Origin of the sequence: Endozoicomonas sp. ONNA2 (assembly GCF_024606365.1) — a bacterium.
In the GTDB taxonomy this organism is placed as follows: Bacteria; Pseudomonadota; Gammaproteobacteria; order Pseudomonadales; family Endozoicomonadaceae; genus Endozoicomonas.
Map to the genome: position 1 here is coordinate 1 of NZ_JAHHPO010000834.1, position 14479 is coordinate 14479.

13 protein-coding genes are annotated in these 14479 nt (G+C 48.5%); 9 read left to right on the top strand and 4 right to left on the bottom strand.

What is annotated here, in order from left to right:
• From KDK14_RS14800 to KDK14_RS14830, 7 genes are all read left to right on the top strand, one after another.
• A partial coding sequence (locus KDK14_RS14800; protein ID WP_257265943.1) for a hypothetical protein occupies positions 1-196 on the top strand: 196 nt, incomplete at its 5' end.
• A gap of 58 nt (positions 197-254) precedes the next feature.
• Positions 255-572: a helix-turn-helix transcriptional regulator gene (locus KDK14_RS14805; protein WP_257265944.1), complete on the top strand. Its 318-nt coding sequence runs from the start codon at positions 255-257 to the stop codon at positions 570-572.
• A 120-nt stretch (positions 573-692) separates the two neighbouring features.
• The gene (arsB, locus tag KDK14_RS14810) at positions 693-1721 is read left to right on the top strand and encodes an ACR3 family arsenite efflux transporter (RefSeq protein ID WP_257265945.1); all 1029 of its coding nucleotides are present in this window, start codon (positions 693-695) and stop codon (positions 1719-1721) included.
• Between the two features lie 635 nt (positions 1722-2356).
• Positions 2357-6547 (top strand): response regulator, encoded by a 4191-nt coding sequence (locus KDK14_RS14815; protein WP_257265946.1) that lies wholly within the window; start codon positions 2357-2359, stop codon positions 6545-6547.
• Positions 6532-7383, top strand: a complete 852-nt coding sequence (locus KDK14_RS14820) for a protein-glutamate O-methyltransferase CheR (protein ID WP_257265947.1) — start codon at positions 6532-6534, stop codon at positions 7381-7383. Before KDK14_RS14815 ends, KDK14_RS14820 begins: the two co-directional genes overlap by 16 nt.
• Positions 7380-7964, top strand: a complete 585-nt coding sequence (locus tag KDK14_RS14825) for a chemotaxis protein CheB (RefSeq protein ID WP_257265948.1) — start codon at positions 7380-7382, stop codon at positions 7962-7964. Before KDK14_RS14820 ends, KDK14_RS14825 begins: the two co-directional genes overlap by 4 nt.
• Positions 7965-8041: 77 nt before the next feature.
• Positions 8042-9373 carry a diguanylate cyclase domain-containing protein gene (locus tag KDK14_RS14830; protein WP_257265949.1) on the top strand — a complete coding sequence of 444 codons (1332 nt, stop codon included), beginning with the start codon at positions 8042-8044 and terminating at the stop codon, positions 9371-9373.
• Between the two features lie 18 nt (positions 9374-9391).
• Here the strand turns inward: KDK14_RS14830 and KDK14_RS14835 are convergent, their stop codons facing one another.
• Positions 9392-10657, bottom strand: a complete 1266-nt coding sequence (locus KDK14_RS14835) for a 6-phosphofructokinase (protein WP_257265950.1) — start codon at positions 10655-10657, stop codon at positions 9392-9394.
• Positions 10658-10850: 193 nt separating this feature from the next.
• Between KDK14_RS14835 and mpl the strand changes: the two genes are divergently transcribed.
• Both mpl and KDK14_RS21500 read left to right on the top strand, forming a co-directional pair.
• Positions 10851-12224 carry a UDP-N-acetylmuramate:L-alanyl-gamma-D-glutamyl-meso-diaminopimelate ligase gene (gene mpl, locus KDK14_RS14840; RefSeq protein WP_257265951.1) on the top strand — a complete coding sequence of 458 codons (1374 nt, stop codon included), beginning with the start codon at positions 10851-10853 and terminating at the stop codon, positions 12222-12224.
• 16 nt (positions 12225-12240) lie between these two features.
• Positions 12241-12384, top strand: a complete 144-nt coding sequence (locus tag KDK14_RS21500; RefSeq protein ID WP_306671560.1) for a hypothetical protein — start codon at positions 12241-12243, stop codon at positions 12382-12384.
• A 129-nt stretch (positions 12385-12513) separates the two neighbouring features.
• On the opposite strand, the gene KDK14_RS14850 is transcribed toward KDK14_RS21500, so the two are convergent.
• From KDK14_RS14850 to KDK14_RS14860, 3 genes are all read right to left on the bottom strand, one after another.
• Positions 12514-13389 carry a hypothetical protein gene (locus tag KDK14_RS14850; protein ID WP_257265952.1) on the bottom strand — a complete coding sequence of 292 codons (876 nt, stop codon included), beginning with the start codon at positions 13387-13389 and terminating at the stop codon, positions 12514-12516.
• A 116-nt stretch (positions 13390-13505) separates the two neighbouring features.
• Positions 13506-13814 carry a hypothetical protein gene (locus KDK14_RS14855; RefSeq protein WP_257265953.1) on the bottom strand — a complete coding sequence of 103 codons (309 nt, stop codon included), beginning with the start codon at positions 13812-13814 and terminating at the stop codon, positions 13506-13508.
• Positions 13815-13937: 123 nt separating this feature from the next.
• Positions 13938-14357: a hypothetical protein gene (locus KDK14_RS14860; RefSeq protein WP_257265954.1), complete on the bottom strand. Its 420-nt coding sequence runs from the start codon at positions 14355-14357 to the stop codon at positions 13938-13940.
• Between the last annotated feature and the right edge of the window lie 122 nt (positions 14358-14479).

Below are 14479 nucleotides of genomic sequence, written 5' to 3' on the forward strand. Positions count from 1 at the left end.
ATCCTCGCTACGGGCGCTATTCTCGGACAGCCTCCTGGCTATTCTCCTCAGAAGCAGAAACTTTTATCCTCAATTTCTCGCAATCCTTGCTATGGGGACGCCCATTCGGGCGCTATTCTCTGACAGCCTCCTGGCCCGGATAATTGCCCCGAATCTCGCGCAGGACTTTGTTGCTCTATGGGTACTTGCCAAGTGAAAAAGACCGGTTTATCTTTTATCGTGATTTAACGATTAAGATGCAAGTGGGTTAAGTAATGACCGAATGCCTGCAAAGCCTCGCTGACTGTCAATTTAACGAGTCTGCTGAGAAGGAGTTGGCTGTATATGCCAAAGCCATTGGGCATCCGGCACGGGTAAGGCTATTACGGATACTGGCGCGGCGTGTGTGTTTGGGTTCTGACCTGGTCGGGCAACTTGGTCTTGCCCAGTCCACGGTTTCAGAACATCTTCGGATTCTGCGGGAAGCCGGATTGGTGCATGCCGAGGTAAAGCACCCGAAAACCTGCTTCAGCCTGCGCCCGGAAGGCATCCAACGGGTTCAGCAGTTACTGGCTGATATTGATCCGCTTTAGTCAATACGCAATGGTCTGCCTTGTTCCCGTGTTCAACCCGGGAACATGATAGAAAGGAAGTGCTTAGTACTAAATTATCGTTTTTCGACGATTATCGATATATATTTGGAGTTTCAAATCATGGGTATTTTTGAACGTTATCTGAGTGTCTGGGTGGCTCTGGCCATGGTCGCAGGGCTGGTCGGAGGAACACTGTTGCCATCATTCTTTGCCACCCTGGGAAGCTGGGAGTATGCCAGCATTAACTTTGTCATTGAGGTGCTGATCTGGCTGATGATTTATCCAATGATGATACAGATTGATTTTACCGCAGTAAAAAACGTCCATCGTCGCCCAAAAGGCCTGATTGTCACCCTGACCGTCAACTGGTTGATTAAACCATTTACCATGGCACTTCTGGCGATCCTGTTTATTCGCTATTTTTTCGGTAGTTTTACTGGCTTTATTTCACCGGCGATTGGTGACGAATACATTGCCGGAATGATCCTGTTGGGCGTGGCACCCTGCACCGCCATGGTCTTTGTCTGGAGCCAGCTGACCCGCGGTGATGCCAATTACACACTGGTTCAGGTGGCGGTGAATGACTTGGTCATGGTGGTGGCTTTTGCGCCGATTGCTGCGTTTTTGCTGGGGGTTACCGATGTTATCGTACCCTGGGGTACGCTCTTTCTTTCTGTCGTATTATTTATCGTTGTGCCATTACTGGCAGGGCTGATAACCCGAAAAGTCCTACACTCTGAACAGGCTTTACAGACCTTTGGCCACCGGGTAAAGCCGTTGTCAATCCTCGGTTTGATTCTGACCGTGGTGCTGCTGTTTGGTTTTCAGGCACCCCGGATCCTGGCCAATCCTGTAGATATCGTACTGATCGCTATTCCATTGATTATTCAGACAGTTCTCATCTTCGCCATTGCCTACTACTGGATGTACAAATGGCAAGAGCCGCACAGCATTGCCGCACCCGGTGGGATGATTGGTGCCTCTAACTTCTTTGAACTGGCAGTGGCCGTCGCAATCAGCTTGTTTGGTCTGAACTCCGGGGCTGCATTGGCGACAGTGGTCGGGGTATTGGTTGAAGTGCCGATTATGCTGGCGCTGGTGGCTTATGCCAATAAAACGCGAGATAAGTTTCCGGCTTTCAATGCATAAGTAGCTAACCATATGAAATGATATATTTTTGACTCCTTATGCCGTCACTCTCGGCAAACTGCTCCTGCGTAGAGCAGCCTATTCTCGAACAGCCTTCTAGTCTTATTCATATTTTGGAATCAAAATAATGATTTAAATTTTCAATAGTAATTAAAATTGACGTTATTTTTTATTTATTCATTTGAAATCAACCAGTAACTTGTATGCTGGCGCCAATTAATAGGCCATCTTCCCAGTACTATACTTTTTCTATAAACGAAGTAGCCGTACAGGAAATGCAGCATGAAACCTGAATACGATAAGCTGACCAAATCGGAAGTATTGATGTTAGCCAGCTCGCTGAGTGTTTTGGCAGGTTCACTGGTTACCTTGGGAATACTGATACAGTAGCCATCTTTCTAAAATTTTAGCTGATTACCACTGATCCTGCGCCATTAGGCAGCGATGACTAAATCTCTGGAGGCCCTGAAAATTAAGCATCTTGGCAATATCAAACAATTGTCACATTAATGACAAGTGTAAGATTCGGGGCAATTTATGAAATATCCGGACTAATTTTTTTGTGCAATCAAACGATGATTAAGAGATAGAAAAGTTCCAAATTCTATCCTTTGGTAAAGCACTGAGATTAGGTCATGAGTTCAGAGTCATCCAGTAAAAACAGTCGGCGAAAGACCGGTGGCCTGGCACTCACATTGTTCCTCTGGTTTATTGTTCTATCCATTGGGCCTGTTGTTATTGTTGGGCTGAATGAGTACAAAACCGGAAAAGAAGCCATTGTTAAAGATCGTTATGATCAACTTTCATCAGTAAATTTTCAGTTAACTCAACGCATTAATGAATACTTTGATACGGTATTAACCAATCTATTCATTATGGCATCATCTTCTGAAACATTTATTACCGAGTTGGTGATGGCTCCAGGCTATAAAACACAGCCGGTTTCTGAATTTATTAATTCCAGGGAGTACGGGGATATCTATGAAAAGTACGCCATGGAGTATGTGGATTTCTTGCGATTCTATGATTACTCCGATGTAATCCTCGGTGACAGAGATGGCAACATTCTGTACACCGTCAATGAGTATAGTGATTTAGGAAAAAACCTGTTTACTTCAGAACTGAAAAGTACCGCTTTTTCTCAGGCTGTTAAAGCCAGCTTTTATGATCAACAGCCACGATATGCAGATCTGTCTGTTTATCCGCCAATAGGTAATGATAAAGTCATCTTTTTAATATTGCCCCTGGCTGATTTCCTTCAGAAATCGGTTGGTTTTATTGCAGTGCAGATTCATCCGAAGAATATTCAGGGTATGTTTGATAAAGGTGAGTCGCATATAGCCGGGCTTTCCTCATTTCTGGTGGGTAAGGATCGGAAAATCCGATTTGGCACTAAGGTTGAGAATCAAAAGCAGTTCAAATTTGAGGATGATAATCCGCTTATTAATTTATGGTTAAGCCATCTCGATAATGAAGGAAGCTACATAGAAGAGGAGACCCACTCCGAAATATTCGCTTCAGGTGATGGCCATGTTTTTGAGCCTGATCCTGATAAAGAGCATGAGTATGATCTGGTATCAATTTCAGACGATCTCGACACTTTAGCCCTGGACGACGAGGACGTTTTAAGTCAAGCCGCCAAAGCGAGCTTAAGCCATATTCGAAGCTACATTCATGGTGAAGAGGTTCTGGGGATTTTTCTGCCGATCAATATTGCCGGAACCCCCATGGCACTGCTTTCAGAAGTTACCCACCGGCATGCTTTCGCGTCAGTCCAGGACTTTCGAAAACGCCTTTTTGTTCTTATCGCCATCACCTTTGCCCTGGTGGTCGTCATTGCTCTATTTGTCACGAGTCGACTGGTCAAGCCCATCCGCCTGATTACCCAGTGGGTCAATAGGGTCGCTGCAGGTGACTATGCCGAAGGGACCGTTCTGAACGGTAATAATGAGATTAGCGAACTCAGTCACAGTTTTGCCCAGATGACGGATAGGTTGCGTTCGGTCAGTGCGGAAAATACCCGGAAAAACTGGCTTCAAGAGGGAAAGGCAGGATTGTACAACAGTGTTCGTGGAGAGCAGGCGATGGCTGAACTGTGCCAAAACATTGTGACCTATATTGCCCGCTATCTGGATATGCATTCCGGCGCCATGTTTGTAAAAGATGATAAAAACCAGCTGCAGTTGATGGGTAGCTATGCCTGGAGTCAACGCAATCAGCATGCACAGAGTTTTGCCATGGGTGAAGGGCTGGTAGGTCAGGCAGCACTGGAAAGACAAACCCTGGAGATAGCCAATGTACCCGATGGCTATATTGAAATTGAATCCGGACTGGGCACTGCCGGGCCGGCTCATCTGATCATTGTCCCGCTTTGCTATGAAAATGAGTTAAAAGGGGGAGTTGAGTTTGCACGACTGGGTCCAATGACGGATGAACAACGCCTGTTTCTCGAAGATTCTGTTGAAAGTATTGCCATTGCCATTAACTCTGCCCAGTATCGAACCCGGGTCAATCAGTTGCTTGACACCACCACTGAGCAATCAGAGGCATTAAAGGTACAAAAAGAACAGCTGCATTCGGTGAATGAAGAGCTGGAAAAGCGAGCCGGTATTCTCGAAGAGTCTGAGGAAGAGCTGAAAGCCCAAAGCGAGGAGCTGCAAAAATCCAATGCAGAACTCGAAGAACTCAGCGAACAGCTAATGATCCAGAAAGAAGAGATTGAGAGAAAGAATCAGGATATTGAGTTATCCAGTAAAAAGATTACGGAAAAGGCGGAGGAGCTGGCCCGGGCCAGTAAGTATAAATCCGAGTTCCTTGCCAATATGTCCCATGAGCTGCGCACGCCCCTGAATTCTTTATTGCTCCTTTCCCAGATGTTGGCAGAAAACGACGAAGGTAACCTGACAGAAGACCAGGTTGAGTCTGCACAGGTGATCTACAACGGGGGTAAAGAGTTACTGTCGCTAATCAACGATATTCTTGATCTGTCCAAAATTGAAGCCGGAAAGATGTCGGTCAATCTTGATGATACGCCCTTGCAGGAGGTCAAGGGCAGTATCGAAACCATGTTTAATCCCCTGGCAGAAAGCCGCAGCCTGCAGTTTCCAATCAGCATTGAGAGCGGTACCAGTACGTCTGTTTTCACTGATAGCCAGCGACTTATGCAAATTATCAAGAACTTCCTTTCCAATGCTTTCAAGTTTACTGAGGAAGGCAGTGTTCAGGTAAGAATGTTTAATGAGACCAGGCCTGGCCGTTTTTGTGAAGATACCTGGGTTGGTTTTGCTGTAAAAGACAGTGGTATTGGTATCCCCAAAGAGAAGCAGGCCGCTATTTTTGGGTCTTTCCAGCAGGCGGACGGGTCTACCAGCCGAAAATATGGGGGTACCGGGCTGGGTCTGGCGATCTCCAGAGAGATGGCAGAACTTCTGGGTGGTTTTATCGAGCTGGACAGTAAGGAAGGTGAAGGAACTACCTTCACCCTGTTTCTGCCAGCTAATCCTGTGTGTTCTCTTGGCCCTGAGAAAGTACTGGCAGAAAACTATGTGTCAGAGGTGTTTGATCAGTCTAAGGCGGCCAATGAGTCAGGTGTTCAAAAGCCAGAAATAAAGGACGAACCGGAGGAGACAGGGGTATCTGATCCTGTGGTTACGGCGTCGTTTGATTATCAGCTACTGGTTATTGAGGATGACCCTCAGTTTATCACCATTCTTACTCAACTGGCGGGTAAACATCGCTTTGGCTGTTTGCATGCGACAACAGGAGAGCAGGGAATTGCCCTGGCCCGACAACATCGACCTTCGGCCATCATTCTGGATTTAGGCTTACCGGATATGGATGGGCAGGAGGTACTTGCGCAGTTAAAAGATGATCAATCAACCCGGCATATTCCGGTGCATATCATATCGGGACAGAGTCCAGAGTTGGCGCCCAACCTTAAGGTTGTGGGTTATTTGCAAAAACCCGTCAGGGTTACCGATATTGATCAAGTATTTTTGACCCTTGCGCAGGCCATCAGTCAGGATGTCCATGATGTCTTGATTCTTGATCTTGATGACGGGCAAAGATCTCAAGTAGGCAACATACTGGAGAAAAAGGGGCTCCATGTAGGGTATGCCAGCACAGTGGCGGAAGCTGAGCAGGGACTTGTTGATCAACAGTGGCAGTGCCTGATTATGGACCTGGAGTTGGGCGAAGTACGAGGGCTGGCGTTCCTGGAAAAGATGAAGGGCAAGTTGGGTGAAGATATGCCTTCAGTGGTGATTCACACTGCGCAGCCGGTCGATAAGGATGAACATTCCCGGTTGCAGGAATTCACCAATGCCATGGTGATGAAAGGTGACCGGGCGCTTGACAGAATCATTGATGAATTCAGCCTGTTCTTGCATACCGTGAATAATGATCAGGCAGATGATACGCCCAATGAGCCGGTGACCGGGCCAGAGAAACGTCTTGATGGACACAAGATTCTGCTGGTTGATGACGACTTGAGAAATACATTTGCTCTTTCCAAAGCCCTTCAGGGCATTGGGCTGGAAGTGGTGCTGGCAGACAATGGCAAAAATGCCATCAGCAAGCTTGAGGAAGAGGAAGGCATTGAGCTGGTGCTAATGGATATCATGATGCCGGTTATGGATGGCTATGAGGCCACCGCCATCATTCGGCAGAACAATGAATTTAAAGATCTTCCGGTTATTGCCCTGACGGCCAAGGCGATGGCTGATGACAGGGCAAAATGCCTTGAAGCGGGTGCCAACGATTACATGACCAAACCCCTGGATATGGGCAAGTTGACAGAAATGCTGAAGGTGTGGCTGCTGCGATGATGGAGAATGGCTCAGTCGCTGATCTGGAACGATTGGAACTCGACTTGCTGCTGGACGCGGTCAAGACGCGTTACGGCTATGACTTTCATGACTATGCCAAGGCGTCGATGATTCGTCGGGTAAGAAAGTATATGGATAAGGTGGGTATTGACTATGTCAGCGGATTAATTCCACTGTTTCTCCATGATGACCGTGCGTTTCATCGATTTGTCAAAAGCCTTGCGGTGGTTGTGACTGAAATGTTTCGGGACCCGGATGTATTTAAAGTCTTGAGGGAAGAGGTGATACCCGTACTCAAAACCTACCCGTTTATCAAGATATGGCATGCGGGGTGCGCTTCGGGTCAGGAAGTGTATTCCATGGCCATCCTTCTGGAAGAAGAAGGCATTCTGGATCGTTGTCAGATATATGCTACGGACTTCAATGATGGTGCGCTCAAATTGGCAAAAAACGGTATCTACCCGGCGCAAGATATTAGTCGCTATGAAAATAACTACCGTCTTGCGGGCGGGAAGGCTCAGCTTGGTGATTATTGGGTCAGCCGTTATGACTCCATCAAGATCAACCGCCGTTTGGCTGAACGGGTAACGTTTGCCAATCACAATCTGGTGACTGACGGCGTTTTTGGTGAAATGAATTTGGTGATGTGCCGCAATGTGCTCATTTATTTTAACGAGCAATTGCAGGACAGGGCGTTAACTTTGATTAACGACAGTTTATGCCCGAGGGGATTTCTCTGCATCGGACGCAGAGAGAACCTGAAGTTCAGCCAGATCAGGAACCACCTTGAAGATGTCAGCAACAGGCTTCGCATCTACAGGAAGCTGGGTTCTTGAGTTCGGTTGCAGTTGAGAAGAAACCCCGGGCTGTCGTGCTTGGAGCGTCGGCAGGGGGAATAAATGCCCTTGGTTTTCTCTTCAGCGAACTGAGAGAGGACTTCTCACTGCCCATTCTGGTCACCAAACATGTCGGCTTGAATGATGACAGAGGCATGCTCAGGGTGCTGGCTCGGCAGAGTGTGCTTCCGGTCAGGGTGGCAAAAGACAAGTATCGAATACAGGCGGGTGCAATCTATCTGGCACCGGCCGACTACCATATGCTGGTTGAGGGGCAGGGAGTGATCAGTCTGAACCTTGAAGAACCCGTTGCCCACTCACGGCCTTCTATAGATGTGTTGTTCCAGTCAGCGGCCAGAGTTTATGGACAGGAGCTGGTTGCAGTGGTTTTGACTGGCGCTAATCGCGATGGTGCCGATGGTATTCGAACAGTGAAGCATTTTGGCGGAACCACCGTTGCTCAATGTCCTGAAAATGCCGAAATAGGCCTTATGCCCAGGGCATCACTGGATACCGGGTGTGTGGATTACCTGATGACACTAGAGGAAATTTCGGCCTTTCTGGATCAGATTGGTGCCTGATGCCTTGAATTGACAAGGCCAATACTACCCAATCGGTGGACGGCTGTCTTTTGGGAATGAGACAGGAATTGCCTGGTATGGAGACAAACAGCAACGTCAAAATTCTGGTTGTGGATGACCGCCCGGAAAACTTGCTGGCTATGGATAAGTTATTAAAGCCCCTGGGGGCTGAAATCCACAAGGTGGATTCTGGCGAAAAGGCACTGTCTGAAGTTCTGGCCCATCACTTTGCGGTGATTCTTCTGGACGTACAGATGCCGGGCATGGATGGCTTTGAGACGGCTACATTGCTGCACAGTAACAAGCAAACGGCCAATATTCCCATTATTTTTGTTACGGCAATTAATAAAGATCAGCACTATGTGGCTAAAGGTTATCAGTCGGGCGCTGTTGATTATTTGCCCAAGCCGATCGTTCCGGAAATTCTTCTGGGTAAAGTGAAAGTATTTTTACAGCTGGAGGAACAGCGGCTGGAGCTTGAACAGGTCACCAGGGAGCTGCAATGGATCAGTCGGAAGAACAAGCTGCTTTTGGACTGTGCAGGAGAAGGTATTGTCGGGGTAGATAAAGAGGGCAAGATAACCTTTATCAATCCGACAGCCTGTGAGTTGTTGGGTGGTGTTGAACAAACTTTTCTGGATCAGCATATCAGCCGGTTTCTGTTGGATGCTGCCACAGGTGAAACTGCACAGGATCGATGGCAGACGTCAGATATTTATCGTGAGTGTTTTGAGCAGGGCGGGACACTTAAACAGTCCACTGAATTAATAAACGTCAGCCAGGGAAAGTTTCCGGCAGAATTCAACATTGCTGCCATCGTGAATAGCAGGAACGTTGTCCAGGGCGCGGTGTTTGTCTTTCAGGATATAACTGAGCGCAAACAGCTGGAAGACCAGCTCTTGAGAATGGCCAAGTATGATAGCCTCACGGGGCTGGCTAACCGGACGTTATTCAGGGAGTTTCTTCAGTCCTCAATGGACCGGAGTGACCGCTACCACAATAATACGGGGGTTATGTTCCTGGATCTGGATCATTTCAAAGAGATCAATGATCAGCTAGGCCATGATGCCGGCGACCAGTTACTGATCAGTGTTGCCAATCGTCTTGAGGGCTGTATCCGTAAGGTTGACCTGATTGCCAGACTCGGTGGTGATGAGTTTGCCGTGGTTCTGGATGATGTCAAGAGTCTGGAAGATGCCAGAGCGGTTGCCAATAAAATTCTCACCGCACTTAAGGAGCCCCATGCACTGGGTGATTGTTCAAGACAAGTAGGCACCAGTATCGGTATTGCCTTTTACCCTGAGAATGCCAGTGATGCTGACGGTTTGATCAAGGTGGCAGATGAAGCGATGTATGTAGCGAAGCATGAAGGTCGGAATGACTTTCGTTTTTACTCCGACCTTGATTAATGAACGTTTAAGCGAACATTACACATTGAATGGTGTATCCAGCTGCTTCTCGACAAACACTTTTTTCAACCTGGCAAAACGGGGCAGGCCGTTCAGGTAGGCGGGATACTCTTCTCCTTCAATCAACGGTTCAAGATAGCCCCGACAGGTTTGGGTAATGTTGAAGCCATCTTCACTGATGAAATCCAATGGCATTTTACGTTCAAAGTTGGCGACCTTCTCCAGTGGTACTTCTTTGATCGCCCAGCGATAAGGCAAGTCAGACTCCCGCACGATGGCGGGCATCACGGCATTATGACCCGTTACGGCCAGCTCAACCGCGGCTTTCCCCACAGCGTAAGCCTGCTCTACATCAACACGTGAAGCGATATGGCGGGCGGAGCGCTGAAGATAATCAGCGACGGCGTAGTGATATTTGTAGCCCAACTCCTGCTTGATCATGTTACACAGGGTGGGAGCCACGCCACCAAGCTGCTGATGGCCAAAGGAGTCAATGACCGTTGTGGACGCTGAGATAAAGCTGCCATCGTCGTATTTGACACCCTCTGAAGCAACGATCACGCAATAACCCTGGTTATTAACGGTTTCATGGACTTTTTTGAGAAATTTTTCTTTATCCAGCGGCAACTCAGGGAACAGGATAATATGCGGTGGGTCGCCATCCTGCCGGGCAGCAAGGCCGGTAGCTGCCGCCAGCCAGCCAGCATGTCGTCCCATGACTTCCATAACAAACACTTTGGTGGAGGTATCGCACATGGAAGCAATATCGTGGCTGGCCTCTTTGGTGGATACGGCAAGGTATTTGGCCGCGGAGCCAAAGCCCGGACAGTTATCGGTAACCGCCAGGTCGTTATCGATGGTTTTGGGGACGCCGATACAGGTAATCGGATACCCCATTTTTTCACTGAGCTGGGACACTTTCCAGGCCGTGTCCATGGAGTCATTGCCACCGTTGTAGAAGAAATAGCCGATGTTATGAGTCTGGAATACTTGAATTAACCGACGATATTCCGCTTCACTTTCTTCGAATGACTTCAGCTTGTAACGGCAGGAACCAAAGGCACCACCGGGAGTCCTCAGTAAGGCACCGATGGTTTCATCGGATTCGTATGAGGTGTCGATAAGCTCCTCACGCAAGGCGCCCAGTATGCCATTATGCCCGGCGTAGACTTTACCGATTTTATCCGGGTAACGACGAGCTGTTTCAATAACCGCGCAGGCGCTGGCATTGATAACCGCGGTAACACCGCCAGACTGTGCGTAAAAAGCGTGCTTCAATGTCATCGGTTAAATTCCGGGTGTTTCTGTGTGTTGTTGTGTGTTCATGGCTGATGATACCCGATCGAGAGTTTATTGGTAGCGCTTTGTCTGGTTCGTTGTTGAGGATCTTTTAAGGGCTGATGGCCTTAAGATGTCAATGTCCTTTTGCGCCTGAGGCAAAAACAATGTCAAAATTCCGGTTTTGGAGAAATTGAGAATGCATATACACATTTTGGGTATTTGTGGGACTTTTATGGGAAGCCTGGCCATGCTGGCCAGAGAGCTTGGCTTTGAGGTGTCAGGCTCTGATGAGAACGTTTACCCGCCGATGAGTACCCAGCTGGAAGAGCAGGGTATTTCATTATTTCAGGGGTATGGTACTGAAGCACTCAGCCCGTCACCGGATCTGGTGGTGGTTGGCAATGCCATGAAACGGGGGATTCCTGCGGTAGAGTATGTACTTGAGAAGGGGCTTCCCTACGTTTCAGGTCCCGAATTTTTTGCCAGGTACATCGTTCCCGGTCGCTGGATATTGGCAGCTTCCGGCACCCACGGAAAAACCAGTACCGGCAGTATGCTGGCATGGATACTGGACTATGCAGGCATGTCCCCGGGTTTTCTGATTGGCGGCATCCCCAAAGACTTCGGGATTTCTGCAAGACTTGGCAGTACCCCCTTTTTTGTTATTGAAGCGGATGAGTACGACACCGCCTTTTTTGATAAGCGCTCAAAATTTATTCACTACCAGCCACGAACCCTGATTATCAATAACCTTGAATTTGACCATGCGGATATTTTTGCTGACCTTGCGGCTATTCAGCGGCAGTTCCACCATTTGGTCAGGACCATTCCGGGCACTGGCCGAATTATCTATCCTGCCGGTACTTTGGAGATAGAAGAGGTGCTGGCCATGGGCTGCTGGTCTGAGCTGGAAGACCTGGGTGGCAGCCAAAGCCTCTGGCAGGTTGCACCGGTCAGTAACGATGGCAGCCACTTTACGGTCTTGTATAAAGGCGCGGTTGTCGGAACCGTGAACTGGCAGCACGAAGGTGACCATAATGTTGCCAATGCCCTGGCAGCCATTGCGGCGGCGCACCATGTCGGTGTTTTGCCCGATATAGCCTGTTCGGCGCTGTCTGTCTTTCAGGGGGTAAAGCGACGGATGGAAATGGTGGAGGAGGTTGGCGGTATACGGATTTATGATGATTTTGCCCATCACCCAACGGCGATTGCCACCACCCTGGCCGGGCAGCGGGCCAAACTGGGGGAAAGTGCCAATATTCGTGTCATCATTGAACCCCGGTCAAACACCATGAAAATGGGCGTACATCAGGAGACATTGATCGCCTCTACCGCCGGGGCTTCCGAAGTGATCTGGTTTAAACCCCAAGGGCTTGACTGGCCATTGGCCGAGTTAGTGCAGGGTAGCCCGATAAAGTCATCGGTTATGGATTCCACAGAAGCCATTGTGCGTTATCTGGTGGATACCGCCTCGGCTGGTGACCATTTGCTAATAATGAGTAATGGCGGTTTTGAGGGGATTCATGGCCGTATAGCCAGTGGGTTGAAAGAAAAGTTCAAGGAAAATTAACGTTGGCAGTAAATTAATGACAAAGCCCGCAAGAGTTACCCTGGCCATCACGGGGGCTTCCGGAGCCCAGTATGGGCTTCGGCTTTTAGAGTGTCTCGTTGCTGCAGAACAACAGGTGTTTGTTCTGGTCCAGGGCGGCAAAAGTAGTTCTGGCCACTGAAATGGATCATGAGATCGGTGATACTCCCGAGGCTGTTGAGCAGTTTTTTACCAACGACCGGAAACCGTGGAAGACCTGGTTGATTTTATTGTTGCCCGGATACTGGATCAGTTGGGCATTGCCCAGAAGTTAATGCCGTCCTGGGGTGATCGTCGTCTTTGAAGGTTCTGATGGAAAAATAAAAGGTTTCAGGTTATGAAGCCATAACGCGAGGGCATCCAGATAAATGGGCACAGTGGTTGCCGGGTTTGCCGGACCTGCTGCCAGATCAATGGTAAAGCCCGGCAGCTCCTGTTTTACCACTTCTTTCTGGTAAAGCCCATGGGGCTGGTCTGAGATAACTAGGGCAGTCCCCGGTAGTGGCACTGTTTTTAACCAATGCCTGATTGTGTCGCGGGTATTGGGTCTGTGCCAGAGTCCGCTCTTCCAGTTTCTTGGCGTATCGATAAACTCAACCGGCAGGGCTCTCATGGCCTCTGGCATGGAGACCAGTTGATGCAGCATGATGGCTGCCTCTGTTTCGGTAAAAGGGAGTGGGTCCAGCTTCTTCTTTTCAGACTTTGTTATCAGAATGTCCAGGTAATCAGCTCCCGGGGTGAGAGGGCGCTGGCCAACCAGAAAAATCAAGCGTTTGAATCGGACGCCCTGACGCCACCAGTCAGCTAAATAGTCCAGCCTGCTTTTCATGCCGGGGGCAGTGGCTCCCAATAGCAGTGCATAATCATATTGCTTTGTTAACGGCGCGACGGGGCCAATGAGTCCAAGCTTTTCAAGCAAATCAAACAGTCTATACTCTTTGCCTGTTGATATATCAAGGGCTGGTAATTCCCACCGTTCCTGTCCCGGTTTTCTGCGCCAGATCTGGCTGGAGTCGATCATTGACTCCAGGGTAGGGGCATGGTCAATACGCAGCTCTGTTAACAGTTCATCCAGTGTGAATGTCAGCGCTTGATAGTGTTGATCAGGGTCGATGGTATCCGCCAGGGAAAGGATAGAAAGATACATGAGTGTCCCTACCAAGCACCGCTGGAATCGGTAACTGAATCGACTCTTCCAGCCGGGCATTGTTTTTGTCCCTGATGGTAGCGCAGGGACAACCATCGCTTCTGAATAACCGGTTATTAATGCTGAGTTGACGCAGAGGTAGCGGTTTGAGCCTGTTGCTGCAGAATAAGCTTGCTCAGCTCGGGCTGTTCCCAGTTCTCCGGGTAGTGTTTGGCCATGGCTTCCATCATGACGGTATATTCATCAGCGGGTTTTTGCAGCAGGTAGGTCAGGAAGGTAAAGATTCGATCAGACATCTCTTTATTAATTTGATTCAGTTGTTGATCGTTTATCTGTCCTTTTTTCTGACACTCTTCAATGGTGGATTGACGAATGCAGTTGGCGGATATGATCAGCGCCAGTTTCTTGATGTTTTGCTCTTCCATGAGGGGCTCCATGCCTGAATAGATAAAAAAAGTTTACTTATATAAAACTAGTTGCTGTGGGAAGGGATTCAAGCCTCGAACATAAAAACAGGGGAAGATATTCCCCCGGTCAGGATTGAAAAACTAAAGTCGGGCTAAATCAGGTTGATCACGATCGGTGTTACACTCAACACACAACTGCCAGCCTGTAGCAATCAGCAATCCGCCAACCGTTCCCCAAAGTGGTCCGATAGGGGTTAAGGCGCCTGCAACGAACCCTGCGACGCTGCCAATTCCGGCGTTGGCAAAATAGGGCGGCAACATTTCACCGATATGTCTGTAGACATAATTGACAACCTTGGCTGACCGGGCGTAGAGATCTTGGAAAAAAGTTGAAATGTTATTCCATGCGGAACTCTCTTCACTGGAGGGCATATGCCTTTTGGTAAAAAAGTTGACGACTTTTCTGCCAAATCTGCCAACGGCCGAGCCACTTTCCTGACTGTGGCTATGCGCAGCCTTGGTATCAGGGTTTGATGGGGATTCAGGATGTAATCCGAACATTTTGACCACACTTTTTAATTAATTTGATGATTGAGACCGATTAAGACAATAAAAGTTCCCACTTTCACCAGGAGGCTGTCCGAGAATAGACTGCCCTGCTGCGGTTGCGATAAATTGGTCTA

Coding starts and splice junctions, on each gene's coding strand:
- KDK14_RS14835 (WP_257265950.1), bottom strand. CDS start 10,657: ATGACATTGAAGCACGCTTTTTACGCACAGTCTGGCGGTGTTACCGCG.
- KDK14_RS14815 (WP_257265946.1), top strand. CDS start 2,357: ATGAGTTCAGAGTCATCCAGTAAAAACAGTCGGCGAAAGACCGGTGGC.
- KDK14_RS14830 (WP_257265949.1), top strand. CDS start 8,042: ATGGAGACAAACAGCAACGTCAAAATTCTGGTTGTGGATGACCGCCCG.
- KDK14_RS14860 (WP_257265954.1), bottom strand. CDS start 14,357: ATGTTCGGATTACATCCTGAATCCCCATCAAACCCTGATACCAAGGCT.
- KDK14_RS14855 (WP_257265953.1), bottom strand. CDS start 13,814: ATGGAAGAGCAAAACATCAAGAAACTGGCGCTGATCATATCCGCCAAC.
- KDK14_RS21500 (WP_306671560.1), top strand. CDS start 12,241: ATGACAAAGCCCGCAAGAGTTACCCTGGCCATCACGGGGGCTTCCGGA.
- arsB (WP_257265945.1), top strand. CDS start 693: ATGGGTATTTTTGAACGTTATCTGAGTGTCTGGGTGGCTCTGGCCATG.
- mpl (WP_257265951.1), top strand. CDS start 10,851: ATGCATATACACATTTTGGGTATTTGTGGGACTTTTATGGGAAGCCTG.
- KDK14_RS14850 (WP_257265952.1), bottom strand. CDS start 13,389: ATGTATCTTTCTATCCTTTCCCTGGCGGATACCATCGACCCTGATCAA.
- KDK14_RS14805 (WP_257265944.1), top strand. CDS start 255: ATGACCGAATGCCTGCAAAGCCTCGCTGACTGTCAATTTAACGAGTCT.